At 74.8% G+C, this 24,464-nt stretch carries 19 protein-coding genes; 13 read left to right on the top strand and 6 right to left on the bottom strand.

The genetic code is table 11. From position 1 onward, the window contains the following. Positions 1–36: 36 nt before the first annotated feature. Positions 37–387 carry a hypothetical protein gene (locus tag EDD32_RS06745; RefSeq protein ID WP_170175237.1) on the bottom strand — a complete coding sequence of 117 codons (351 nt, stop codon included), beginning with the start codon at positions 385–387 and terminating at the stop codon, positions 37–39. 366 nt (positions 388–753) lie between these two features. Between EDD32_RS06745 and recC the strand changes: the two genes are divergently transcribed. Genes recC through EDD32_RS06765 form a run of 4 tightly spaced genes read left to right on the top strand, consistent with a single transcriptional unit; the run spans position 754 to position 10,050 of the window. Further along, positions 754–4,167: an exodeoxyribonuclease V subunit gamma gene (recC, locus tag EDD32_RS06750; protein WP_123916078.1), complete on the top strand. Its 3,414-nt coding sequence runs from the start codon at positions 754–756 to the stop codon at positions 4,165–4,167. Beyond that, complete coding sequence (locus tag EDD32_RS06755; RefSeq protein ID WP_211338754.1) at positions 4,164–7,577, top strand: UvrD-helicase domain-containing protein; 3,414 nt, start codon at positions 4,164–4,166, stop codon at positions 7,575–7,577. Before recC ends, EDD32_RS06755 begins: the two co-directional genes overlap by 4 nt. Then, positions 7,574–9,550: an exodeoxyribonuclease V subunit alpha gene (gene recD, locus EDD32_RS06760; protein WP_123916082.1), complete on the top strand. Its 1,977-nt coding sequence runs from the start codon at positions 7,574–7,576 to the stop codon at positions 9,548–9,550. Before EDD32_RS06755 ends, recD begins: the two co-directional genes overlap by 4 nt. Further along, on the top strand, positions 9,547–10,050 hold the full coding sequence (locus EDD32_RS06765) for a hypothetical protein (RefSeq protein ID WP_123916084.1): 504 nt from the start codon (positions 9,547–9,549) through the stop codon (positions 10,048–10,050). The genes recD and EDD32_RS06765 overlap by 4 nt, the downstream gene beginning before the upstream one ends. Before the next feature lie 24 nt (positions 10,051–10,074). Here EDD32_RS06765 and EDD32_RS06770 read toward each other — a convergent pair whose 3' ends face one another. After that, positions 10,075–10,713, bottom strand: a complete 639-nt coding sequence (locus tag EDD32_RS06770; protein WP_246006018.1) for a TetR/AcrR family transcriptional regulator — start codon at positions 10,711–10,713, stop codon at positions 10,075–10,077. 58 nt (positions 10,714–10,771) lie between these two features. Here EDD32_RS06770 and EDD32_RS06775 point away from each other — a divergent pair, with 58 nt between their 5' ends. The 3 genes from EDD32_RS06775 (at position 10,772) to EDD32_RS06785 (ending at position 13,799) form a co-directional block, all read left to right on the top strand. Then, a complete protein-coding gene (locus EDD32_RS06775) occupies positions 10,772–11,200 on the top strand; it encodes a nuclear transport factor 2 family protein (RefSeq protein ID WP_123916088.1) in 429 nt (142 codons plus the stop codon). Further along, positions 11,197–12,066, top strand: coding sequence for an SDR family oxidoreductase (locus EDD32_RS06780; RefSeq protein WP_123916090.1), 870 nt, complete (start codon positions 11,197–11,199; stop codon positions 12,064–12,066). Before EDD32_RS06775 ends, EDD32_RS06780 begins: the two co-directional genes overlap by 4 nt. Before the next feature lie 83 nt (positions 12,067–12,149). Beyond that, complete coding sequence (locus EDD32_RS06785; RefSeq protein ID WP_123920272.1) at positions 12,150–13,799, top strand: nuclease-related domain-containing DEAD/DEAH box helicase; 1,650 nt, start codon at positions 12,150–12,152, stop codon at positions 13,797–13,799. An 8-nt stretch (positions 13,800–13,807) separates the two neighbouring features. Here EDD32_RS06785 and EDD32_RS06790 read toward each other — a convergent pair whose 3' ends face one another. Next, on the bottom strand, positions 13,808–14,314 hold the full coding sequence (locus EDD32_RS06790) for an ASCH domain-containing protein (RefSeq protein ID WP_123916092.1): 507 nt from the start codon (positions 14,312–14,314) through the stop codon (positions 13,808–13,810). A 35-nt stretch (positions 14,315–14,349) separates the two neighbouring features. Further along, positions 14,350–15,081: a FadR/GntR family transcriptional regulator gene (locus EDD32_RS06795; RefSeq protein ID WP_123916094.1), complete on the bottom strand. Its 732-nt coding sequence runs from the start codon at positions 15,079–15,081 to the stop codon at positions 14,350–14,352. Between the two features lie 197 nt (positions 15,082–15,278). Here EDD32_RS06795 and EDD32_RS06800 point away from each other — a divergent pair, with 197 nt between their 5' ends. Genes EDD32_RS06800 through EDD32_RS06810 form a run of 3 tightly spaced genes read left to right on the top strand, consistent with a single transcriptional unit; the run spans position 15,279 to position 18,463 of the window. After that, a complete protein-coding gene (locus EDD32_RS06800; RefSeq protein ID WP_123916096.1) occupies positions 15,279–16,655 on the top strand; it encodes a GntP family permease in 1,377 nt (458 codons plus the stop codon). Between the two features lie 4 nt (positions 16,656–16,659). Further along, positions 16,660–17,427 carry an SDR family oxidoreductase gene (locus EDD32_RS06805; protein WP_123916098.1) on the top strand — a complete coding sequence of 256 codons (768 nt, stop codon included), beginning with the start codon at positions 16,660–16,662 and terminating at the stop codon, positions 17,425–17,427. A 13-nt stretch (positions 17,428–17,440) separates the two neighbouring features. Continuing rightward, on the top strand, positions 17,441–18,463 hold the full coding sequence (locus EDD32_RS06810) for an L-idonate 5-dehydrogenase (RefSeq protein WP_123916100.1): 1,023 nt from the start codon (positions 17,441–17,443) through the stop codon (positions 18,461–18,463). 144 nt (positions 18,464–18,607) lie between these two features. On the opposite strand, the gene EDD32_RS06815 is transcribed toward EDD32_RS06810, so the two are convergent. Continuing rightward, complete coding sequence (locus tag EDD32_RS06815; RefSeq protein ID WP_123916102.1) at positions 18,608–19,429, bottom strand: deoxyribonuclease IV; 822 nt, start codon at positions 19,427–19,429, stop codon at positions 18,608–18,610. Positions 19,430–19,597: 168 nt separating this feature from the next. Here EDD32_RS06815 and EDD32_RS06820 point away from each other — a divergent pair, with 168 nt between their 5' ends. From EDD32_RS06820 to EDD32_RS06830, 3 genes are all read left to right on the top strand, one after another. Then, positions 19,598–21,448 (top strand): ribonucleoside triphosphate reductase, encoded by a 1,851-nt coding sequence (locus EDD32_RS06820; protein WP_123916104.1) that lies wholly within the window; start codon positions 19,598–19,600, stop codon positions 21,446–21,448. Continuing rightward, the gene (locus EDD32_RS06825) at positions 21,445–22,215 is read left to right on the top strand and encodes an anaerobic ribonucleoside-triphosphate reductase activating protein (protein WP_211338755.1); all 771 of its coding nucleotides are present in this window, start codon (positions 21,445–21,447) and stop codon (positions 22,213–22,215) included. Before EDD32_RS06820 ends, EDD32_RS06825 begins: the two co-directional genes overlap by 4 nt. Before the next feature lie 99 nt (positions 22,216–22,314). Continuing rightward, a complete protein-coding gene (locus EDD32_RS06830) occupies positions 22,315–23,319 on the top strand; it encodes a serine/threonine-protein kinase (RefSeq protein ID WP_170175239.1) in 1,005 nt (334 codons plus the stop codon). An 8-nt stretch (positions 23,320–23,327) separates the two neighbouring features. Here EDD32_RS06830 and EDD32_RS06835 read toward each other — a convergent pair whose 3' ends face one another. Next, complete coding sequence (locus tag EDD32_RS06835; RefSeq protein WP_123916108.1) at positions 23,328–24,458, bottom strand: FUSC family protein; 1,131 nt, start codon at positions 24,456–24,458, stop codon at positions 23,328–23,330. Positions 24,459–24,464: the final 6 nt, after the last annotated feature.

Raw genomic sequence — 24,464 nt, forward strand, 5'->3', positions numbered from 1 at the left:
TCGTCGACGACGATCGCTGCCGGGCGTCCGCCGGACCTACTCGATGTCCAGGGTGGTGCAGATGTTCTGGAGGCTGTTGGCCGTGCACAGGCGGTAGACGCCGGGCTGGACCGTGTCCGGGATGGTGAGGGTGTCGGGCCCGGGGCCCTCGATCCCGATGTCCTCCCACCCCCTGCCCTCGTCGTCGTCCACGGACCACCACGAGGGGGAACCGGCGCCGTAGCCGTCGGTGACGGCGGTCAGGTAGTAGCGGGCCTGCCAGGTCTCGCCGTCCTGCTCCTCGAGGACCCACGCGATGCCCCGAGCGGTCTCCTGGGGGAACCGGACCTCGATGGTCTGCCCGGGGTTTACCTGCGACGCCGAGAGCTCCATCAGCTCGGGTCGCATCTGGGCCCCGGGATCGCTCGGCCCGAGGGTCCTCGGTGGGGTACCGGATGCGCTCGGCCCGGGAGTGCCGGGATCGCTCGCTCCAGGGGTCCCAGGCGCGCCGCAGCCTGCCAGCAGCGCAGCGAGGAGAGTCGTGGCGACGACCCGACGCCCGGATCCGCTCACGGCACCGACCTCCTGCCGTGATGCTAGCCCGGGTGTCGCAGCCGGACCATGCGCGCTCCGTCCCGGCCGGGCGACGGGTCCTCCACAGGGACGGGACGGTCGACGTGGAGCACCTCACCGGCGCCCGGCCGCCGGTCCTGCCGGTGGGTGTCACCGGTCGGTCATAGGCTGAACGGGCCGTCGACCACGGGAGGTGAACCGGTGCTCCACCTGCACCGTTCCGAGCGCGCGGACGCGCTCATCGCGCCGCTGGCCGCCGTGCTCACCGAGCCCCCCGAAGACGCCTTCGCGGCCGACGTCGTCGCGGTGCCCACCCGTGGCGTCGAGCGCTGGGTCGCGCAGCGGCTGTCCCACCACCTCGGGGCCGGTGACGGTGAGGCCGGGATCTGCGCGAACGTCACGTTCGGCTCCCCGGCCCGTCTCGTCGCCGATGTCGTCACGGCCGCCGCGGGCGTCGACCCCGACGAGGACCCCTGGCGCACCGAGCGGCTCACCTGGCCCCTGCTCGAGGTCGTCGACGCCTCCGCGGGCGAGCCGTGGTGCGCGGTCCTCGACCGGCACCTCGGCGCGGGTGAGGACGACGAGGTCCGTCACGGCCGGCGGCTCGCCCTCGCCCGTCACCTGGCTCGGCTGTTCGACTCCTACGCCGCGCAGCGGCCGGGCATGACCGGTGCCTGGGCCCGTGGGCTCGACGACGACGGCGCCGGCGCCGCCGTCCCGCCGGACCTCGCCTGGCAGCCCGAGCTGTGGCGCCGCCTGCGCGAGCGGATCGGTGTGCCGAGCCCGGGGGAGTACCTCCCCGACGCGCTGCTCGCCCTCACGGAGCGGCCGGCGTCCGTCGACCTCCCCGCGCGGCTGTCCGTCTTCGGCCCCACCCGGCTGCCCGAGGACCAGCTCCGCGTGCTCCGCGCCCTCGCCGTCCACCGCGACGTCCACCTCTGGCTCCCGCACCCCTCCCCGGCGCTGTGGGACCGCGTGGCCGCTGCCCCGCGCCCGGCCTCGCCCCGCCGCCGGGACCAGCGCACCCACGCTCACCACCCCCTCCTGGCGTCGATGGCCCGCGACGCCACCGAGCTCCAGCTGCGGCTCACCGCCGAGCCCGGCGGCGCCGTCGTCGAGCACCACCCCGCGTCCGCGCCCACCCACACCCTCCTCGGTGCGCTCCAGGAGCGCCTGCGCGCCGACGACCCCCGGCCCGGGCCGCACCGCCTCGCTGCCGACGACCGCAGCGTTCAGGTCCACGCCTGCCACGGCCGCGCCCGGCAGGTCGAGGTGCTCCGCGAGGTCCTCGCCGGCCTGTTCGCCGACGACCACACCCTCGAGCCGCGCGACGTCGTCGTCATGAGCCCGGACATCGAGACGATCGCCCCGCTCGTCACCGCCACGTTCGGCCTCGCGGTGGACGAGCCGGCCGCCGGCCCGGCGGCCGAGCCCCACCCCGGGCAGCTCCTCCGCGTCCGGCTGGCCGACCGCTCGCCCAGCCACACCAACCCCCTCCTCGCCCTCCTTGCGGCGCTGCTCGCGCTGGCCGACGGTCGGGTGACCGTCTCCGAGGTGCTCGACCTCGCCGCCGGCGAGCCGGTCCGCCGCCGCTTCCGGTTCTCCGACGACGACCTCGCGCGGGTCCGGGACTGGTCCGTCGAGACCGGCGTCCACTGGGGTGAGGACGGCGCGCGCCGGGCAAGGTTCGGCCTGCCCGACCTGCGCCAGGGCACCTGGGAGGTCGCCCTCGACCGGGTGCTCCTCGGCGCCGCGATGGCCGAGGAGGACCACCGCTTCGTCGGCCACGCCCTGCCGCTCGACGACGTCGACAGCACCGACGTCGACCTCGCCGGCCGGCTCGCCGAGCTGCTCGACCGCCTCGCCGACGTCCTGCGCACCCTCGCCGGTCCGCACCCGCTCGGCACCTGGCTCGACCACCTCGACCGGGCCCTCACCCTCCTGGCCGACCCCGCCGAGGACTGGCAGGGCGTCCAGGCGCGCTGGGTTCTCGGTGACGTCCGCGACTCCGCCCACCCCGCCGGCGAGGACTACGAGGGCGCGGACCTGCGGCTGCCCGACGTGCGGGCGCTGCTCGACGACCGGCTCGCCGGCCGCCCCACCCGCGCCGGCTTCCGCACCGGGGCGCTGACCATGTGCTCGATGGAGCCCATGAGGGCCGTCCCGCACCGCGTCGTGTGCCTGCTGGGGGTCGACGACGGCACGTTCCCGCGGGGGACCTCCGCCGACGGCGACGACGTCCTCCTGCGCGACCCGTGCGTGGGCGAGCGGGACCGGCGCAGCGAGGACCGGCAGATCTTCCTCGACGCCGTCGCCGCGGCCGGCGAGCACCTCGTCGTGCTGTACTCCGGCGCCGACGAGCGCACCGGCGCCGCCCGCCCGCCGGCCGTCCCCGTCGGGGAGCTCCTCGACGCCGTCGACCAGGCCGCAGCCTCGCCCGACGGGCGGCCGGTGCGCGAGCACGTGCTCGTCCGCCACCCGCTCCAGGTCGTCGACGAGCGCAACTTCCTCCCCGGTGCGCTCGGCCGCCCCGGGCCGCTGAGCTTCGACGCCGTCGCCCACGCCGCTGCGCTCGCCGGACGCGGCGAGCGCAGCGGCGGCGGGCCGTTCCTCACGGCACCGCTCCCGCCCGAGCGCCCCGTCCCCGGCTCCCGCGCGTCGAACGGCGACGCCGGCGCCGAGAGCCCCGTCGTCGACCTCGCGGACCTCGTCGCGATGCTCGAGCACCCGGTGAAGTGGTTCCTGCGCCGCCGGCTCCAGATCTCCCTCGCGGGCGAGACCGAGGACGTCGAGGATCGGCTCCCGCTCGAGCTCGACCCGCTCGAGGCCTGGCAGATCGGCGACCGGCTCCTCACGGCGCGCCTGGACGGCGCGGACCCGAACCGGGCGTTCAACGCCGAGTGGCGCCGCGGTGAGGTGCCCCCCAAGGAGCTCGGCCGCGCGGTCCTGCTCGACGTCGGCGGGCGGGTCGAACCGGTCGCGGTGGCCGCCGGCCGGTACACCGCCGGGGAGGCGCGGGCGGTCGACCTCACGCTCTCCCTGCCCTCCGGGACCGTCCTGACCGGCACCGTCCCGGGCGTCCACGGCACCACGGTGGTGCGGGCCACGTACTCCAAGCTCGCGCCCAAGCACCGGCTGCGCGCCTGGGTGCAGGCGCTCGCGCTCGCCGCCGCGCAGGGCGGGCAGTGGCGGGCCGTCACCGTCGGGCGCCCCCCGGGGACGCGTCCGGGCGCCCTCATCGCCACGGTGACCGCTCCCGCGCAGGCGCAGGCCCTCGCCCGGCTCGACGAGCTCGTCCACCTCCGCGCCCTCGCCGCCCGGGAGCCGCTGCCCATGCCGGTGCCCGTCTCCTGCGCCTACGGCACCAGCCGTTTCGCCGGGGACAGCGAGGTCCAGGCCCTCGAGAGCGCGGGACGCGAGTGGGCGGCCGCGGCCCGCTTCCCCGACGAGCACCACGACCTGTGCTGGGGGGCCGGGGCCTCCCTCGCCGACATCCTCGGCGAGCCCACCGACGACGAGCGGCCCTGGTGGCCCGAGGACCGCAGCCGCCTGGGGGTCCTCGCCCGCCGGGTGTGGGAGCCCCTGCTCGCCCACGAGGAGACGGAGCCCGCGTGACCACGACCACCGACGCCCCCGTGTTCGACATCTGCGGCGCCCTGCCCACCGGCACCACGGTGCTGGAGGCGAGCGCCGGGACGGGCAAGACCTTCACCATCGCGGCCCTGGCCACCCGGTACGTCGCCGAGGGCGTGGCCGAGCTCGCCGAGCTCATGCTCGTCACCTTCGGCCGGGCGGCGACGTCGGAGCTGCGGGACCGCGTCCGCGAGCGGCTCGTCTCCGCCGAGCGGGCGCTGCGCGACCCCGCGGCCCGGGACAGCGACGACGCCCTCGTCGCGCACCTCGCCGCCGTGGACGACACCGAGCTGCAGGCCCGGCGCCGGCGCCTCACCACGGCCCTGTCCCAGTTCGACGCCGCCACGATCACCACCACCCACGGCTTCTGCCAGCAGATGCTCACCTCCCTCGGCGTCGCCGGCGACGTCGACGCCACCCCGACGTTCGTCGCGGACATCGCCGACCTCGTCGACGAGGTGGTCGACGACCTGTACCTGCGCCACTACGCCGCCGAGCGCTCCCCGGCGCTGACCCCCGCGGAGGCCCGCAAGCTCGGCCGCGCCGCCGTCTCGGACCACCAGGCTCGCCTCGAGCCTGCCGACGCCCCCGCCGACTCCTTGCCCGGGCACCGCTACGCCTTCGCCCGCGAGACCGCGGCCGAGGTGGTCCGCCGCAAGCGCTCCCGTCGGCTCCTCGACTACGACGACCTCCTCGTCCTGCTGCGCGACGCCCTCGTCCACCCCGAGCACGGCCCGGCCGCGGCCGAGCGGGTCCGCTCCCGTTATGCCGTCGTCCTGGTCGACGAGTTCCAGGACACCGACCCCGTCCAGTGGGAGATCCTGCGCACCGCCTTCCACGGCCACCGCACGCTCGTCCTCATCGGTGACCCCAAGCAGGCCATCTACGCGTTCCGCGGCGGCGACGTCGTCGCCTACCTCCACGCCCGCCGGGACGCGGCCGACACCTCCACCCTCGGGCGCAACTGGCGCAGCGACGCCCCGCTCGTGGACGGCCTCGGCACGCTCCTGGGCGGTGCGGCCCTGGGCGACCCCGAGATCGTCGTCCGGCCCGTCGGCGCCGAGCACCAGGGCTCCCGGCTCGACGGCGCCGGGGCACCGGTCCGGCTGCGGCACGTCACCCGGGTCCCGTTCGGGAAGAAGGGCACCGGCTCCCCGCGCGTGCCCGAGGTCCGCCAGCTCGTCGCGGCCGACGTCGCCGCGGACGTCGTGCGCCGGCTCGGCAGCACCCGCATCCGTGAGGGCGGGACCTGGCGCCCGCTCCAGCCCGGCGACGTCGCCGTCCTCGCGCGGCGCAACGCCGACGCCGCCGCGGTGCGCCAGGCCCTCGCCGACGCGGGGGTGCCGGCCGTGATCTCCGGCCTCGTCTCGGTCTTCGGCACGCCCGCCGCCCGGCACTGGCTCACCCTCCTCACCGCGCTGGAGCAGCCCGGGCACGCCGGGCGTGCGGCGGCCCTCGCGCTCACCCCGTTCGTCGGGTGGGACGCGGCCCGGCTCGCGGGCGCCGACGACGCCGCCCGGGACGACCTGTCCGACCACGTGCGCACATGGGCACGGGTCCTCGCCGACCGCGGCGTCGCGGCCCTCCTCGAGGCCGTGGGCGCCCGCCAGGCGGTCGGCGGCGGCCGGCCCGAGGGCGTCGCGGAGCGGCTCCTGCGCACGACCACCGGCGAGCGCACCCTCACCGACCTGCGGCACATCGGCCAGTCCCTCCACCTCGCCGCCGTCCACGACCGGCTCGGCGTCGCCGCCCTGACCGACTGGCTCCGACGGCGCATCGACGAGGCCGACGGCGACTACGCCGAGGACCGCAGCCGGCGGCTCGAGACCGACGCCGCCGCCACCCAGGTCGTCACGGTCCACGCCAGCAAGGGCCTGGAGTTCCCGGTGGTGTACGTGCCGTTCGGGTGGGACCGGTTCGAGAGCAAGAACCCGCCTTTGCTCGGCCACCACGACGACGCCGGGACCCGCGTGCTGCACGTCGGCGGCACCGAGGACCCCGGCTACGCCGCCGCCCGCGAACGGCACCTCGCCGAGGAACGGGGGGAGGACCTGCGCCTGCTCTACGTGGCGCTGACCCGCGCCGCGAGCCAGGTGGTGGTCCACTGGGCCCCGTCGACCAACTCCTCCGCCGGCCCCCTGAGCCGGGTGCTCCTCGGCGGCCACACACCGGGCGAGGAACCGCCGCCCCGGGTGGCGCTGGGCACCGACGACAAGGCCGCCGCCATCCTCGCCGACCTCGCCGCGCGCAGCGGCGGGACCATCGAGATCGAGAACGTCACCGCCTGGCCCGCACCGGCCCGGTGGACCCCGCCCCGCCGGGACCTGCCGCACCTCGACGTCGCGGTCTTCGGCCGCGAGCTCGACCACTCGTGGCGACGCACCTCCTACACCGGTCTCACCGCGGCGGCGCACACCGCGGGGGTGTCCAGCGAGCCCGAGACCACCGGGGTGCAGGACGAGAGCGACGACGCCGTCGTACCGGGCAGCGGTGCGGCGGGGGCCGGGGCCGCGGCCGGCGCCGACGTGATCGATCCGGCCGGTGAGCTCGCCTCGCCGATGGCGGACCTGCCCGCCGGGGCGGCGTTCGGCACCATCGTGCACGCCGTCCTCGAGCAGGTGGACACCGGCGCCGCCGACCTCGGCGACGAGCTCCGGCGCCGCTGCGCAGAGGTCGGCACCGCCCGTGTGCCCGGCCTCGACCCCGGTGCGCTCGCGACCGCCCTCGCGCCCGTGCTCGCCACCCCGCTCGGCCCGCTCGCGGACGACCGCACCCTCGCCGACGTCGCCCCGGCCGACCGCCTCGCCGAGCTGGAGTTCGAGCTCCCGCTCGCCGGGGGCGACGGTCCCACCGGCGCGGCAGCCACCCTCGGCGACGTCGCCGCCCTGCTCCGGCGCCACCTCCGCCCGGGGGACGTCTTCGCCGACTACGCCGACCAGCTCGAGGGTCTGGGTGAGGCGCGGCTTCGTGGGTACCTCACCGGCAGCATCGACGCCGTTCTGCGGCTGCGGGGGTCCGCGCCCGGTGGCGTCGCCGGTGACGAGGAGCGCTACGTCGTCGTCGACTACAAGACGAACCGGCTCGGCTCCTTCGAGGAGCCCCTGACCACCGGGCACTACCGCCCGGCGGCGATGGCCACGGCCATGATGCGGTCGCACTACCCGCTCCAGCTCCTCCTCTACCTCGCCGCCCTCCACCGCTACCTCCGCTGGCGACGGCGCGGCTACGACCCCGCCCGTCACCTGGGCGGCGGGCTGTACCTGTTCGTGCGCGGCATGGCCGGGCCCGCGACGCCCGTGGCGGACGGCACCCCGCACGGCGTGATGGCATGGCAGCCGCCGGCCGCCCTCGTCGTCGAGCTCTCCGCCCTGCTCGAGGGGGGGACCCGATGACGGCAACGACGGCGACGGCCGACGCCGCCGACCCGCGGCGGGCGCTGCGCGCCACCGGCCTGCTCGCGGACTTCAACACCGCCGGCGTGCTCGGCGCCGCCGACGTCCACGTCGCGAGCCGGCTGGGCCGCCTCACCGGTGAGACGGACGAGCGCGTGCTGCTGGCCGTCGCGCTCGCCGTCCGCGGCGTCCGGGCCGGTTCGGTGTGCGTCAGCCTCGACGACCGCGCCGCCCTCGCGGACGCGGAGCAGGAGGTCGCGGTCGAGGACCTGCCCTGGCCCGACGGCGACGCCTGGGTGCGGGCCATCGAGGCGAGCCGGCTCGTGGCTGTCGGGGTCGACGGCGACGACAGCCGACCCGTCCGCTGGGCGGGGGACCGGCTCTACCTCGACCGTTACTGGCGCCAGGAGCTCCTCGTGCGGCGCGCGGTGGACGCCCGGCTGGGCGCCGGCGTGCTCGACGTCGACGGCGCCGCCCTCGCGGCCGCCGTCGGCCGGTTCTTCCCCGCCCGCGACGACGCCCGCCAGCGCCTGGCCGCGGCCGCGGCCGCGCTCGGCCGGTTCACCGTCCTCACCGGCGGGCCGGGCACGGGCAAGACGACGACGGTCGCGCGCATGGTCGCCGTGCTGCAGGAGGTCGCCGGCCCGGGACTGCGGGTGGCGCTCGCCGCCCCCACCGGCAAGGCCGCCGCCCGGCTCCAGGAGTCCGTGCGGGCCGAGCTCGTCCGCCTCGCCGGCGGTGCGGAGGGCCGCGACGCTGGTAGCCGGGACGCCGCGACCATCAGCGGTAGCGCACCTGCCGCGGTGGCCACGACGATCCACCGCCTCCTCGGCTGGCGGCCGGACAGCTCCACCCGGTTCCGGCACGACGACCGCCACCACCTGCCCCACGACGTCGTCGTCGTCGACGAGACCTCCATGGTCTCCCTGCCCCTCATGGCACACCTGCTCGAGGCCCTGCGCCCCGACGCGCGGCTCGTCCTCGTCGGCGACCCGGACCAGCTCGCCTCCGTCGAGGCCGGCGCCGTCCTGGGTGACCTCGTCCACCGCGCCGGCCGGCCCGGTCCGGGCCCGGCCGAGGCCCTCGGCGCGGTCGTCCCCGGCGACATGCCCGAGGACGCCGCGGACCTGCGCGTGCTGCGATCCGGCGTCGTGCGTCTCGAGAAGGTCCACCGGCAGGAGCGCGACTCCGCGATCCTGCCGCTCGCGGCGGCCGTCCGCGCCGGCGACGCCGACGCCGTCCTCGGGCTCCTGCGCGCCGGCGGGGCCGGGGTGAGCTTCGTCGAGACGTCGGGGGAGCGACCCACGGAGGCCGAGCTCGCGGCCCTGCGCGCCGACGTCGCCGGCGCCGGGGCGGACATCGTCACCGCCGCCGGGGCGGGCGACGCCGCTGCGGCGCTGCGGGCGCTGGCCCGCCACCGGGTCATGGTCGCCCACCGGCGCGGGCCGTTCGGGGTGGCGCACTGGTCCCACCAGGTGGAGCAGTGGGTCGAGGAGGCCATGGGCGCGCGCGAGCGTGCCCGCGCCCGGAGCGCCCACGACGGCGTCCCGCGCGCCGGGGTGCGCCCGACCGGCACGCCCTGGTACCCCGGCCGGCCGCTGCTCGTCACCACGAACGATCGCGACTCCGGCCTGTACAACGGCGACACCGGTGTCGTCGTCGCCGACGGTCGCGGCGGGGTCATCGCCGTGTTCGGCGACCCGGCCGCCCCGCTGGCGGTGCGTCCGCACCGCCTGCCCGAGGTGGAGACCGTCCACGCCATGACGGTCCACCGCGGCCAGGGCAGCCAGTTCGAGCAGGTCTCGCTCGTCCTGCCGCCGGCCACCTCCCCGCTCCTGACCCGCGAGCTCCTCTACACCGCGGTCACCCGGGCGACGACGACCGTGCGGGTCGTCGGCACCGAGGAGGCCGTCCGCAAGGCGGTCACGACACCGGTGCGCCGCGCGAGCGGCCTGCGTGAGGACCTCGCGTGAGGCGGGCGGCGGGTGGTGGCGGCGGCGTCGACCGTGCGGTCGTCGCTCGTGCCGCGGCCGCCGGGCTCACCGCGGCGGCCGTCCTCGCAGGGTGCACCGACGCGACGGACGACGCGCTCGGCGGCTTCGGGTTGCCGGTCGTGGACCCCGACGACGTCCCGGGCGAGCGCGAGCAGCTGACCGGGGTGGTGCACGTCGAGCGGGACGGCTGCTTCACCTGGACCGGCGACGGCGACGGCGACGGCGACAGCGAGACCGACGAACGGCGCTGGGTGGTCTGGCCGCGCGGCGCCGAGCAGGACGGCGACCGGGTGCGCCTCGAGGACGGCGACGAGATCACCGACGGCGACACCCTCACCGGGACGGGCCTGCGCGCCGACGCCGCAGCCCTGCCCGACTGGGAGCTCACTGACAGCTACTTCCGCGCCTTCGGCACGTTCTGCGGCGCGGACGAGCGCGGGATCGTCGTCCTCGACGACGTCCGGCTCGACCGGCCCTGACCTCCGGCTCGACCGACCCTGAGGTCAGGGCAGGAGGGCCGCCGCCATCGTCTCGGCGACGAACGTGGCGAACTGCTCGGACGACCATCCGCGGCGCAGGACGAGCAGCTCGTAGATCTCGGCCGAGCTGCACGTCCACATGACGTCGGCGGCGTGCTCGGTGGTCACGCCGTCGCGCAGGTAGCCACGCTCCGCCAGGAACCGGGCGTTGTGGCGCATGCGCTCGAGTCGTTCGGTGTCGCTGTCGCGCAGGAGGGTGGCCATCGACGCGTCATGACCGGCGGCAGCCCTGACGATCAGCAGGACCGGCGTGAGCTGCTCGGCGACCTCGGCCGTGAGGGTGCCCCACGCCCGCATGAGGGCCCGCGGGTCCGTCTGCTCCAGCCGTACCGCGTCCGAGCGCTCGTACGCCGCCACCTGCCCCTGGCCGGCGAGGGCCCGCTCGTACAGGGCTCGGGCCAGCGCCGCCTTCCCGCCGAACGACTTGTAGATCGTCTCGACCGAGACACCCGCCTGGCGGGCGATCGCGGCGACCGTGGTCGTCGAGTACCCGACGTCGACAAAGCTGCTCCGGGCTGCGGCCAGCACCGCCTCCCGTGCGCGCGCGGCCTGGGCCCGACGGTGGGACGCGTCGTACCGCCGTCGGCTCTTGACCGGGTCCATGGTTCGTTCCATACTCCTGTAATCAGTACAGTCAACTGTATCGGAAAGTGTGAGACCGATGGGCGAACGCCACGGTGAGTCCGCACGAGTCCTGGTGGACCGACTGGCCGCGGCGGTGAACGCCCACGACCTCGACGCGCTCGTCGCCTGTTTCTCGCCGGACTACCGCAACGAGACGCCGGCTCACCCCCGTCGCGGGTTCCGCGGGGCGGCGCAGGTCCGCCGGAACTGGGAGCAGATCTTCGCCGCGGTCCCCGACCTCACGGCCAGGGTCCTCCGCTCGGCGGTGGCGGGCGAGGAGGTCTGGACCGAGTGGGAGCACGTCGGCACGCGCCGTGACGGAGTCACCCACCGGATGCGGGGCGTGGTCATCCTCGGGCTGGCCGGAGGCAGGTTCTCCTGGGCCCGGTTCTACCTCGAGCCCGTCGACGACGCCGCCGGCGACGCGGACGCCGCCGTCGCGAGCATCCTCGGGGTGACCTCATGATCCTCGTCGTCGGCGCCACCGGGGAGCTGGGCGGCCGGATCGCCCGGGCACTGCTCGACCGCGGCGAGGTCGTCCGGGCGCTGGTCCGCCGCCGGGAGGCGCTGGACGTCGTGCGCGCCATGGGCGCCGAGCCCGTCCTCGGCGACCTCCGTGATCCCGAGGGTCTCATCGCCGCGTGCCGCGACGTCGACGCCGTCATCACGACGGCGACGTCGGCGGCCGAGGGGTCGCCCGAGGCCGTGGCGGCCGTGGACCTCCGGGGAAACCTCGACCTCGTCGACGCTGCTGAGGCCGGCGGGGTCGGGCGATTCGTCTTCGTCTCGCCGCTGGGCGCGGCGCCGGACCACCCGGACCCGTTCATGCGAGCGAAGGGTGCCGTGGAGGAACGCCTGCGCCGCAGCCCCATGGCCTGGACCGTGTTGCAGTCCGACCTCTTCATGGACCGGTTGCCGATGCTCGTCGTCGGGCTCCCCGCGCTCACGGGCCGGCCGGTGGTGCTCGTGGGTGAGGGACGACGCCGCCACTCGCTCGTCGCGACCGCGGACGTCGCGGCCTACGCCGTCGCCGCGCTCGCCGATCCCGCGGCTGTGGGACGGACCCTGGTCGTCGGTGGACCCGAGCCGCTCTCGTGGCGGGACGTGGTCGCGACCTTCGCCCACGAGCTGGGCCGCGAGGTGCCGGTGGAGACGGTGGCCCCCGGAGAGCCGGTCTCCGGGGTTCCCGAGGTCGTCCAACCGCTCCTCGCAGCGCTCGAGACGTACGACTCCCTGCTCGACACGGCCCCGCTGGCCCAGGCCTACGGGATCAGGCCGACGGCGCTCGCCGAGGTCGTCCGCGGGCTCGTCGCTGGTGCCCGCGCCGCCTGAGCCGTCACCGCTCGCACACCCGCGACCGGTCCATCCCGGGCCCGTGGCGCCTGCGGGTGGGATAGGAATGACCGGTGGCCACCATGTTCCCCACCGACGTCGACTTCCCCGCCGGCCGGCACGGCGAGCGGACGGTGTGGGAGGCGCTGCGCGACCAGCTTCCCGACGAGGTCGTGGTCTGGTACTCGGTGCGGGTCCTTGACGGCGCCCGCGAGCGGGAGATCGACCTCCTCGTGGGCTGGCCCGGCGTGGGGTTCGCGGCCATCGAGGTCAAGGGTGGGCGGGTCGGCCGGACCGAGGAGGGCTGGTACTCCTCGGGCGCGGGCGGGTCCCACCGGATCGAGGACCCGGTGGCCCAGGTCCAGGACGCCCGCCACCACCTCACCAACCGGTTGCGTGAGCACGGCGTCGCGGCGCAGCGCGCGGTGGCAGCCCGGTGGGTCCACGTGGTCGCCTTCCCGGCCATGACCGTGCCGCCGTCGTGGGAGATGCCCGGCTGCCCGCGCGGCATCGTCATCGACCAGGTCGACCTCGACCACGTCGCCGAGCGCATCAGGGCCGCCATCAACCTCCACGGCACGGGCCACGCCCCGCCCGACGGTGACGACGTCCGTGCCGTCGCCGAGGCCCTCGCCGCCGTCCTCGCCGACCGGCAGGACCCGCGCACCCGCGCGCGCGAGCAGGAGACCGTCGCGGACCAGCTCACCGCCGACCAGGGCATGATCCTCGAGGCGATCCAGCACTGGCGGCGCGCCCGGATCATCGGCGGCGCCGGCACCGGCAAGACGTGGCTCGCCATGGAGCAGGCCCGGCGGCTGGCCGGTCGCGGCGAGCGGGTCGCGCTCGTCTGCTACAGCCGGGGCCTCGCCCGCTACCTGGAACGGCGGACCAGGACCTGGCGCAGGTCCGAGCGGCCCGCCTACGTCGGCCTCTTCCACGACCTGCCCGTGCGCTGGGGCGCCGAGCCCGGCGGCGACGACGACTCCGACTACTACGAGACCCGGCTGCCGCGCCGGCTGCGCGAGCTCGCCGCCGAAATGCCCCCTGCCGAGAAGTTCGACGCGATCGTCGTCGACGAGGCGCAGGACTTCTCCGACGCGTGGTGGCCGGCCCTGCTCGCCTGCCTGCGGGACGACGAGCGCGGGGGCCTGTTCGTGTTCCTCGACGACGGGCAGAAGGTCTTCCCGCGCCAGGGCCAGGACCCGATCAGCCTCGACCCGTTCCAGCTGTCGAAGAACCTGCGCAACACCAAGCAGATCGGGCAGCTCATCGGCTCGATGTCAGCGGTGGCGATGATCCCCCGAGGCCTCCCCGGCCCGCCGGTCCGCGTCGCGGACGTCCCGGCGGAGAACGCCCTCGACGCCGCGGACGGCATCGTCGCTGAGCTCCTCGACCAGGGCTGGGAGCCCGGCGACGTCGCGCTCATCACGACGGCGCACCGGCACCCCGTGCAGAAGGAGCTCGTCGAGGGGCGTGGCTGGGACGCCTACTGGGACGAGTACTTCGACGGCGAGGAGGTCTTCTACGGGCACGTCCTCGGGTTCAAGGGCCTCGAGCGCCGGGTGGTGGTCCTGTGCGTCAACGGGCTGACCGGCGACCGCGCCCGCGAGCGGCTCTACACCGGGATGTCCCGCGCGACGTCGCTGCTCGTGCTCGTGGGGCCGCGCGACCTCGTCGAGAGCGTCGGCGGCGAAGGGGTCCGACGGCGGCTGACGTCCGCGGAGCCGATGTAGGACGTGGGTCAGTCCGCGAGCTCCGCCGGCCACACGACGGCGAATCGCTCGAGGACGATCTCGTCGTCGTCCCGGAAGACGGCCCCCCGGGCGGCGCAGGTGCGCTCCCAGTACCGGCGGTGCTCCCGCGCCCACGATGCGAGGGTGCGGTCGTCCTCGCCCTCGTCGCGGGCGAAGGCCTCGTCGACATCGGCGATCGTCGCGATCCGCAGCTCCGTGCTGCGCAGCACGACCCTCGGGGTCCCGGCCCCGTCGCAGGCGATCCAGTGCGAGCCCACCCGCGGGAGCGGCTCGCCGCGCGCGGCGAACTCCCCGACCAGCTCCGCCGTCGCCCGCTTCGGGCCGGCCAGGACGAGGCCGAGCAGCTCGTCGGCCAGCTCGGCGGAGTCGCCGAAGCGGTCCACCACGTGCTCGGGGCAGGCGCGGACGACGGCGGGGTGGGCGGCGGCATACGCGGCCCACATCATCTCGGCCGCGGCGAGGTCGAGCGGGCCGGGCGCGGTGCGAGCGGTCATGGCCGCACGGTAGCGGTCCTCGGCGTGCGGGCTTCTCAGTCGGCCGTGAAGGTGACGTCCCGCAGCTCGTGCCAGACCTCCATGACGATGCCGCGTGCGTGGTCCTCGGCGGCGTCGACGTCACCGGTCGCCACCGCGCGGGCCAGCCGCTCGTGGTGGTCGAGGGCCTCGGCGACCGGGAGCTCGGGCGACAGGTGCAGCTGCGTGCGACCGGCGAGCACCTCGGCGATGACGTCGGCGAGCGCGCCGAGCATGTCGTTGCCGCTGGCCTCGATGAGCAGGGCGTGGAAGTCGATGTCGGCCGTGAGGTAGCCCGGGTCGGTGCCGCGCCCCTCCTCGCCCAGCCGCCGGAGCGTCGCGGCGAGCTCGACCAGCCGGGCCGCCGCCGCGGGCGTCGCCCGGAGCGCGGCCAGGCGCGCGGCCGTCGGCTCGACGGCGAGCCGCAGCTCGGTGAGCCGGCGCAGCTGCTCGTCGCGCTGGGGTCCTGAGAGCCGCCACCGGATCAGGCGCGGGTCGAGCACCTGCCAGTGCGTCGCCGGCAGCACCCGCACCCCCACGCGCCGGCGTGACTCGACCATGCCGAGCGACTCCAGGACGCGGACGGCCTCACGGATCACGGTGCGCGAGACCCCGTGGTCCTCGGCGAGGGTGGCGAGGGTCAGCACGCTCCCCGCGGGCAGCGAGCCGTGGGTGATCGCGCGCCCGAGGTCGTCCAGGACGTCGGTGTGCAGCACGGGTGCGGTGTCCCGCGCGCTTCGGTCTGTCATGCGTCCTCTTCGTCGCCGTCGGCCGTGAGGTCCACCGCCCTGTGTGGCGCCCATCCAACCAAAAGATGTGACCTTTGACAAAGGTGTGATCTTTGTGTGAGGGTGTCGCCGCACGCCTCGCGGGTGCAACTGATGGCAACTGCTTGCCGGGCCGCTGCGCCGCCGCACGAGCCCCCTGAAATCAACGGAGATCCTTCATGGAAGACTGGACACAGACCTTGGGAGCGGCCCCGCTCCTCGGGATCGCGGCGGGCGCCATCGCGCTCATCCTGATCCTGGTCATCAAGTTCAAGATGCACGCGTTCCTCACGCTCATCCTGGTCTCGCTGGCCACCGCCTTCGCCACCGGCATCCCGGTCGGCCAGATCGTCAGCACACTGGTGACGGGCTTCGGCGGCACCCTCGGCTCCGTCGCCCTGCTCGTGGGCCTCGGCGCCATGCTCGGCAAGATGGTTGAGCACTCCGGCGGCGCGAAGGTGCTCGCCGACAAGATGGTCGACATCTTCGGCGAGAAGCGGGCGCCGTTCGCCCTCGGCATCGCCTCGCTCATCATGGGCTTCCCGATCTTCTTCGACGCCGGGCTCGTCGTCATGCTGCCCGTGATCTTCGCCGTCGCCCGCCGCATGGGCGGCAACGTCCTGCTCTACGGCTTCCCCGCCGCCGCGGCCTTCTCGGTCATGCACGTCTTCGTGCCGCCGCACCCCGGCCCGGTCGCCGCGTCCGAGCTCTACGGCGCCAACGTCGGCATGGTGCTGCTCATCGGCCTCATCATCGTCTTCCCGCTGTGGTACGTCTCCGGTTACCTCTGGGGCAAGTACGTCGGCCGGAAGTGGATCTACCCGATCCCCGCGCTGTTCGGCTCCCTCGACGCCGACCAGCCCACCAACCCGCCCAAGGCCGGCACCGTCATCGGGGTCATGCTCGTCCCTCTGGTCCTCATCTTCATGAACACCGGGATCGACTTCCTCGACGCCGCCGGCGTCGTCGACGGCGAGGCCACCTGGGCCCAGGTCCTCACGGTCATCGGATCCTCCGCGGTCGCGCTGCTCATCTCGGTCCTCGTGGCCGTCTGGGTGCTCGGCACCCGCCGCGGCGAGCACGGCACGGCGCTGGAGAAGGTCGTGGACTCCGCGCTCGGCCCGGTGGCCTCGGTCATCCTCATCACCGGCGCCGGTGGCATGTTCGGTGGCGTCCTGCGCGCATCCGGCATCGGCGACGCCCTGTCGGGCACGCTGGAGAACATCGGCCTGCCGGTGATCTTCGCCGCCTACGTCATCGCCGTCGTCCTGCGCCTGGCGCAGGGCTCGGCCACCGTCGCCCTCGTCACCGCGGCCGGGCTCATGGCCCCGGCCGTCGCGGCCGGCGACTACAGCGCGATCCAGATCGCGGCGATCACGCTCGCCACGGCCGCCGGCTCGGTCTTCGCCAGCCACGTCAACGACTCCGGGTTCTGGCTCGTGGGCCGCCTCATGGGCATGGACGTCAAGACCACCCTGAAGACCTGGACCGTCCAGCAGACCATCGAGTCGGTCCTCGGCTTCCTCCTGACGCTCGTCATCTTCTGGATCGGCTGACGTGGTGGCCGGCGTCTTCGACATCACCGGGAAGCTGGCGCTCGTCACCGGCTCCTCCCGGGGCCTGGGCAACGCCCTCGCGACCGGCCTCGCCGAGGCCGGGGCGCGGGTGGTCCTGCACGGGCGCGACGGCGCAGCGCTGGCGCAGGCGCAGGAGCGGCTCACGGCCCTGACCGGGACCGCCACCCCCGCCGTCTCCTTCGACGTGACCGACCAGGTCGCGGTCCGCGAGGGGGTGGCGGGGCTGGTCGCCGAGCACGGCGTCCCGGACATCCTCGTCAACAACGCCGGCATCCAGCGGCGGGCGCCGTTCAACGAGTTCGCGCCCGCCGACTGGGACGACCTCGTCGCGGCCAACCTCTCCAGCGTCTTCTACGTCTCCCAGCAGGTGACGCGGGGCATGGCCGAGCGCGGGTCGGGCAAGGTCGTCAACATCGGGTCGGTCCAGGCGATGCTCGCCCGCCAGACCATCGCCCCGTACTCGGCGACCAAGGGCGGCGTCGCCATGCTCACCAAGGGCATGGCCGCCGACCTCGCCCGGTTCAACATCCAGGTCAACGCCATCTCGCCGGGCTACTTCGCCACCGAGATGAACAAGGCGCTGGTCGAGGACGAGGCGTTCAACGCCTGGGTGGTGGGCCGCACCCCGGCCCAGCGCTGGGGCCGGTTCGACGAGCTCGTCGGCACCCTGCTCTACCTCGCGTCCGACGCCTCGAGCTTCGTCTCGGGCCAGAACATCTTCGTCGACGGCGGCATGACCTCCGTGGTCTGAGGAAAGGATCACCATGAGAGCGATCGTCATCAACGGCAGGCTGGACCTCACCGAGGCCGAGGTCCCCACCCCCGAGCCCGGGGCGGAGCAGGTGCGCCTGCGCATGGCCTTCGGCGGGATCTGCGGGTCGGACCTGCACTACTACAACGAGGGCGCCAACGGCGAGTACGTCGTCCGGGAGCCCCTCGTGCCCGGGCACGAGGTCTCCGGCACGGTCGACCTCGACCCGTCCGGCGAGCTCGCCCCGGGCACGCCGGTCACCGTCCACCCCGCGCGGTTCGGCACCCCCGAGCACGGCATCGAGGACCGCAGGCACCTGTGGCCCGGCGGCTCCTACCTTGGCAGCGCCTCGACCTGGCCGCACACCCAGGGCGGCATGAGCGAGTACCTCGTCGTCGAGAAGGACATGGTCCGCGTCCTGCCCGGCTCCCTGCCGCTGCGGCGCGCGGCCCTCGCCGAGCCGCTCGCCGTCGCCCTGCACGCCATCGTGGTGGCCGGCGGGGTGGCGGGGAAGCGGGTGCTCGTCTCCGGGTCCGGGCCCATCGGTCTGCTCGCAGCGGCCGCCGCGCTGGCGAAGGGCGCGGCCGAGGTCGTCGCCACCGACGTCCTCACCGGCCCGCTCGAGCGGGCCCGGGCCCTCGGCGTGCACGGCACCGTCCAGGTCGGGGTCGAGGAGATCCCCGCCGCGGCGTTCGACGTCGTCCTGGAGTGCTCCGGCGTCCCCGCCGCCATCAGCCCGGCCCTGGTCGGTGCCCGCCGAGCGGGCATCGTCGTCCAGGTCGGCATGGTGCCCAACGAGGCCAGGCCCGTGAACCTGGCCCCGCTGGTCTCCAAGGAGCTCCAGCTCCGCGGGACGTTCCGCTTCGACGACGAGATCGACGAGGCCGTGGCGATCCTCGACGCGACCCCGTCGATCGACCAGGTGATCACGCACACGCTGCCCGCGGGGCGGGCGCTCGAGGCCTTCGCCGCGGCCAAGGACTCCGAGCGCTCCGGCAAGGTCGTCGTCTCGCTGTGGGGCGACGACGAGGAGTGACCTGACGCCGGTCACCTGAGGCCGGCCGACGACGGCGCGGGTGTCGCAGGGCGACGTCCGCGCCGTCGTTCGTGCTCCTCCGTGCTGTCCGCGCCGCAGATGGGCCTCGTCCGGCGCCGGCCGGCACCGGTGCGAGCGCCCTTCTCACAGGCGCGAGCGGATCCAGTCGAAGTCGGCCCGGTGCTCCTCGGCCCCGCCCGGGGTCTCGCACACCACCGGCGCGCCCGCGTCCCGGACGACGGCGGCGAGCAGGTCGGGATCGATCTGGCCCTGGCCGAGGCTCGTGTGCCGGTCCGCGCCGGAGTCCGCGGCGTCGCGGCTGTCGTTGAGGTGGACCAGGTCGATCCGGCCGGTGATGGCCCGGACCTGCCCGACGACGGCGGCGAGGTCGGCGCCGCCGGCGTGGGCGTGGCAGGTGTCGAGGCAGAAGCCCACCGAGCCGAAGCCCTCGGCGCCCGAGATCGCCTCCCACAGGCGCTCCAGGCGCTCGAGCCGGCGCGCCATCGCGTGGTTGCCGCCGGCGGTGTTCTCGATGAGCAGGGGCACCTTGAGGTCGGTCTGCTCGACGGCCTTGCGCCAGTTGTCGAACCCCTTCTCCAGCTCGGCGTCCGAGCCCACGTGGCCGCCGTGGACGATGAGCCCCTTGGCGCCGACCTCGGCCGCGACGTCCATCTGCTGCTGGAGGATCTTGCGGCTGGGGATCCGGATGCGGTTGTTCAGGGTCGCGACGTTGACGACGTACGGGGCGTGGACGTAGAGGTCGACCCCGGCGGCCTCGGCGTCGGCCCGCAGCGCCGCGGCGCCGCCGGCGTAGGTCAGGACCGGCTTCTTCCACCCCTGGGGGTCGCCGACGAAGAACTGGCTGAGCGTCGCACCGCGCTCGCGGGCGGCGGCGACCGGGTCGTCGTGGCGCACGTGGGCGCCGATCCGCAGTGTGGTGGCCGTGAGGGGGGTCGCGTCGGGCATGGCAGAACCATAGGCGCCCGCCGGGACCATCGTCCTGCACGGGAGCCGAACTCCGGACAATTCGAGCACTAGATGTTGTGGTCGGCGCCGCGACACGCCACAACATGGTGTGTCCGTGCCCGGCGGTGGCCGTAGCGTCGGCGTTCCCACCACACCGAGGAGCGCCGCATGTCCCGTCCCGGACCCGCCCACCGCGTCGACGTCGACGCCGTCGCCACGATCGAGGAGTACCTGGACCGGTCCGACTGGCGGGTCAACGCCAACGCCAACCAGGGCTACTCCCTCGGCGGGATGATGCTCAACACCTCGGGCAAGGTCATCGCCAACTACTGGCTCTCGGAGGTCTACGCGCCCGACGCCGGCGCCGCGCACCGCGAGGGCGACCTCCACATCCACGACCTCGACATGTTCGCCGGCTACTGCGCCGGCTGGTCGCTGCGCAACCTCCTCGAGCAGGGCTTCAACGGCATCCCGGGCCAGATCTCCTCGGGCCCCGCCCGCCACCTGTCCTCCGCCCTGGGCCAGATGGTCAACTTCCTCGGCACGCTGCAGAACGAGTGGGCGGGCGCGCAGGCGTTCTCCTCCTTCGACACCTACCTCGCCCCCTTCGTCCGCCTGGAGTCCCTGACCTACGACCAGGTCCACCAGCTCGTCCAGGAGTTCGTCTTCAACCTCAACATCCCCTCGCGGTGGGGCACGCAGACCCCGTTCACCAACCTCACGATGGACTGGACCTGCCCGGCGGACCTCGCCGACCAGACCCCGCTCATCGGCGGGGAGCCGGTGGACTTCACCTACGGCGAGCTGCAGGCCGAGATGGACCTGCTCAACCGGGCCTTCATCGAGGTCATGTCCGACGGCGACGACGACGGGCGGGCGTTCACGTTCCCGATCCCGACGTACAACATCACCAAGGACTTCGACTGGGACACCCCCAACGCCGACCGGCTCTTCGCGATGACCGCGAGGTACGGGCTGCCCTACTTCCAGAACTTCGTCAACTCCGAGCTCGACCCCGGCATGATCCGTTCGATGTGCTGCCGCCTCCAGCTGGACCTGCGCGAGCTGCTCAAGCGGGGCAACGGGCTGTTCGGCTCGGCGGAGCAGACCGGCTCGCTCGGCGTCGTGACGGTCAACATGGCCCGGCTCGGATACCTCCATGCCGCCGACGAGGCCGGCCTGCTCGCCCGGCTCGACGAGCTCATGGAGATCGCCCGCGACACCCTCGAGCTCAAGCGCACGGTCATCCAGGAGCACATCGACGGCGGGCTGTTCCCCTACACGCGGCGCTACCTCGGGACGCTGGAGAACCACTTCTCCACGATCGGCGTCAACGGCATGAACGAGATGGTCCGCAACTTCTCCCTCGACGCGTACGACATCACCGACCCTCGCGGGCACGCCCTGTGCGTGCGCGTGCTCGACCACGTCCGGACGCGGATGGTCGACTTCCAGGAGGGGACCGGGCACCTCTACAACCTCGAGGCGACGCCGGCCGAGGGCACCACGTACCGCTTCGCCAAGGAGGACCACAAGCGGTTCCCCGGCATCGTCCAGGCCGGCACCGAGGAGAACCCCTACTACACGAACTCCTCGCAGCTGCCGGTGGGGTTCACCGACGACCCGTTCGAGGCGCTCGAGCGGCAGGAAGAGCTGCAGGCCAAGTACACCGGCGGCACGGTGCTGCACCTCTACATGTCCGAGCAGATCTCCACGGCACAGGCGTGCAAGGAGATCGTGCGACGCTCGCTGAGCACGTTCCGCCTGCCGTACATCACCATCACACCGACGTTCTCGATCTGCCCGGCCCACGGCTACCTCGCCGGGGAGCACACCCGGTGCGAGCGGTGCGGGGCCGCGTGCGAGGTGTGGACGCGGGTGATGGGCTACTTCCGCCCCGTCTCCTCCTTCAACATCGGCAAGAAGGGCGAGTACGCCGAGCGGGAGATGTTCACCGAGGCCGCCACCGGCACGAGGTCGAGCGTCGCCGACCTTCGCGCACCGGAGCCGGCTGCGTGACCGCGACGCTGACCGGGACCAGGAGGGGCGGGTCCGCGGCCGTGGCCCGCCCCTCGGGGCCGACGCGCGCGGACGACCTGCAGGTGGCGGGCCTGTCGCGGCTCTCCACCGTGGACTGGCCCGGCCGGCTCGCCGCGACGGTGTTCCTCCAGGGCTGCCCGTGGGACTGCGTCTACTGCCACAACGCCGACCTCATCGCCCCGCGCACCCCCGGCAGCATCCCCTGGGCGGAGGTGATGAGGTTCCTGGCCCGGCGCCGCGGGCTGCTCGACGCCGTCGTCCTCTCCGGCGGGGAGGCCACCCGCCAGCCGGGGCTGGTCTCCGCCGTCACCGAGGTGCGCGCGCTCGGCCTCGGTGTCGGCCTGCACACCGCGGGGGCCTACCCGCGCCGTCTCGCCGACGTCCTGCCGCTGGTGGACTGGGTCGGCCTGGACGTCAAGGCGCTGCCGGAGGACTACCCGGCTCTCGTGCGCCGGGCCGGCTCGGGAGCAACCGCCTGGGAGTCCCTCGACCTGGTGCTCGCGGCCGGTGTCGACCACGAGGTCCGCACCACCATCCACCCGGGCTCGCCCGCGACCACCCACGCCGTGGAGATCGCGCGCCGGTGCCGCGACCTCGGCGTCCGCGCGTTTGCGCTCCAGCAGGCACGTGAGACCGGCGCGCGGCCCTTCCCTGCCCGCGCGCCGGGGTGGGACGACCGCGCCGCACTGCTCGCTGAGGAAATCGAGGCGCTCGGGTTCGAGGAGTTCACCTACCGCCCGGCCTGACCCGACTCTCCTGGCCGATCCGCCCCGCTCCGCCCGGCAGGTCCGCCGCCACACCCCGCCGCGATGCCCCGCGCGGCGACCTGGGGAACAATCGAGGGGATGTCAACCAGAGTGATCGCCGGGCGCTACCAGCTCGACCAGAGGCTGGGCCGCGGCGGCATGGCCGAGGTGTGGCGCGGGATCGACCGCGTCCTGGGCAGGCGGGTCGCCGTCAAGACGGTCAGCCTCGCCGACGCGACCGACCCCACTCTGGAGGAGCGGCTACGCCGCGAGGCGGTGGCGACGGCGGCCCTGGAGCACCCGGACATCGTCACCGTGCACGACGCGGGCGTCGACGGCGACACCGCCTACATCGTCATGGAGCGGCTGCGCGGCCAGGACCTCGCCGCCACCCTGCGCAGCGGCCCCCTGCCCCTGGGCGAGGCCCTGCGGGTCGGCAGCCGCGTGGCCGGGGCCCTCGCGGCCGCGCACGAGGTCGGGATCGTCCACCGGGACGTCAAGCCCGCCAACATCCTCGTCGACGGCGAGAAGGTCACCGTGGTCGACTTCGGCATCGCGGCGTTCGAGTACCAGACCGCGGCCTCCCTCGCGGCCCCGGGCACCACGCTCGGCACCGCCGAGTACATGGCGCCCGAGCAGGCTCGCGCGGAGGCCACCGCCACGCGCAACACCGACATGTACGCCTTCGGGTGCCTGCTCACCGCGATGGCGACCGGCCGGCCACCCTTCGTGGCGAGCCGGGCCGGCTCGGTGCTGCACCACCACGTCTACATCGAGCCGCCACGCCTGAGCAGCCTCCTCGAGGGCGTCCCGGCCGGGCTCGACCAGCTGGTCGCCGAGCTCCTCGCCAAGGACCCGGACCGCCGTCCCTCCGCCACGGAGACCGCCGAGGTCCTCGCAGCGCTCGCTGCGGCCGCCGCCCCACCTGGCTCCGGCACCGACGACGGACCCTCGAGGCTTCTCGGCGCAACCCGTGACGGGTTCTCCGACGCGCCCACCATGGCGCCGGACGCCGTCGCCGGACCGACCATGGCGCCGGACGCCGTCGCCGGACCGACGACCGGATCGGACGCGGTGCGGCCCCAGGAGCACCTCGGGCCCTGAGCGGACCGTCAGTGTCCGAGGTCGTCGGCCCGCCCCGCGGCCGCCTCGAGCGCCGCGACGGCCTCTGTCTGCGGAACGCCGGTAGCGCGCAGGACGTCGACAGCGGCGCTGCGCAGCTGTCCGACGAACACCGTTCGTGCCTGGGGCCCAGGCAGCTGGGCGGACGCCGTGGTGGCGGCGTCGAGGGCCAGCCGGCGCGCAACCTCGGCCCGGCCCGCTCCCTCCACCCAGCGGCGCAGCTCGTCCAGCGCCCCTACGAGCTCCTCGGTGGCGTGGGCGAGCCCTGCTCGTGGCTCAGGGTCGAGCTCGGCGTGGCGCACGACGTTGGCCGCCGCCCGGCACAGCCCGCGCGTGGTGGACACCATGACCGCCACCCGCGTCGCGACGCCCTCGGCGGCCTCGAGGCCCGCTCGTCGTCCGCGCCGCTCGGACGGGCGCCAGGCGACCCGCTCCCGGGTGGCGGCGAGCGCGTCGGCGATCTCACCGCGGACGCCGTCCAGCGCTGCCGCGTCCTCCAGGGCTGCCTCCGCCTTGGCGAGCGAGCTGGTCCTGAGCGCCGCACCCACCCGCCCCACGACCGCCGCGAGGCGTCCGACGACGTCCCCGGTCACCGCCAGGGCCGCCCGGTGGGGGTCCGGTGCTGCGACGGCGTTGAGCACCACCGCCACCACGCCGCCCACCAGCGCATCACCGAACCGGATCCACGGGCCGGTGTCGAGGTAGGGCACCAGGGCGACGACGACGACGGCCGCCACCGCCGCCTGGTTGGCGAGGAGCCCGCTCGGACGGACGACCACCGCCGCGGCCATGGCGACGAGCACCGCGACGGCGAGCTGCCACGGCCCGGTCCCCAGCCAGCGGGTGAGCAGGTCCGCCGCGAGGACCCCGAGAACCACGCCGACGGAGATCTCCGTCGCGCGGCGGACCCGCTGCCCGGCCGACAGACCCGTGGCGACCACCGCGGCGACGGGTGCGAACACCGCGTTCTGCAGCCCGAACAGCGCCCCGGCGACGAGATAGGCGAGCCCGGCCGCCGTCGCCCCCAGCAGCAACGACGGGCCGTGCACGCGTAGCCGGCGCGCGGCCGTGGTGGCGACGGTCCCGGTCCGGTGCAGGGCGGCTGCGACGCTGCGGTGCACGGCTCG

The sequence above is a fragment of the Georgenia muralis genome (assembly GCF_003814705.1).
GTDB lineage: Bacteria > Actinomycetota > Actinomycetes > Actinomycetales > Actinomycetaceae > Georgenia > Georgenia muralis.